Annotated in this window: 1 protein-coding gene; it reads left to right on the top strand. The window is 79.4% G+C overall.

The features are described 5' to 3' along the window. Positions 1 to 854: CocE/NonD family hydrolase (locus K6I33_RS35370; protein WP_229358878.1), on the top strand; the 854-nt coding region annotated here is incomplete at both ends.

The following is an 854-nucleotide window of genomic DNA, read 5'->3' as shown; positions in this document are numbered from 1 at the left end:
CCGCCGCCGGGTACGTCGTCGTCGGCTACCGGCCGCGCGGCCTGCCCGGCTCGGGCGGCGCCTTCGGCATGGCCGGCCCGGAGTACGTCGCCGACGCCTCCTCGGTGATCTCCTGGGCGCTCGCCCACACCCCCGCCGACGCGCACCGGGTCGGCCTGTGCGGCACGGCGTACGGGGCCGGCATCGGACTGCTGGCCGCCTCCGCGGACCGGCGGGTACGGGCGGTGGCCGCCCTCGGGGGCTGGGTGGACCTCCTCGACGGGCTCTACGGCGGCGGCACCCGGCGACGCGCCCACCCCCTGTTCCACGCCGCCGCCCGGCCCGGCGCGGTCCGGCCGGACCCGGAGGTCCGCCGCGCCCTGCGGGAGTACGCGGAGCACCCCGACCCCACGCCCGCCTTCCGCGCGTTCGCCCGCGCCCGTTCACCGATGAACCGCCTGGAGGGGCTCAACGCCCACGCCCCCGCCGTCCTGCTGGCCGACACCTGGTCCGGGACGCTGGAGTCCCCCGACCGGAACGGGCGGTACTTCAGCCGCCTCCGCACGGCCAAGCGCCTGGAGTACCGGCGGGACGACCACGCCACGAAGACGCTGCGGGCGAGCGCGGAGCGCTGGTTCGACCACCATCTGCGGGGTCGGCCCGGCACCGGGCCGCCCGTCTTCCTGGAGGCCCGGGGACGGCCCCCGGGCCACCCCGGCGAGCACTACGACGACCTGTGGGCGACCGCCTCCGGCACCCACGTCCCCCGGCTGGAGCCGAGGACGGGCCCCGACCCCGTGATCGGCACCGCCCCGGCGCCGGACGAGCGCGCCGGCACCCCGACCCCGGGCCCCGGGACCGCCGCCGTCTGGTGG

It is taken from the genome of Streptomyces sp. UNOB3_S3 (assembly GCF_020740895.1).
In the GTDB taxonomy this organism is placed as follows: Bacteria; Actinomycetota; Actinomycetes; order Streptomycetales; family Streptomycetaceae; genus Streptomyces.
Note: the sequence above shows the minus strand (reverse complement) of the source record. Positions and strands in the feature narration are given on the sequence as shown.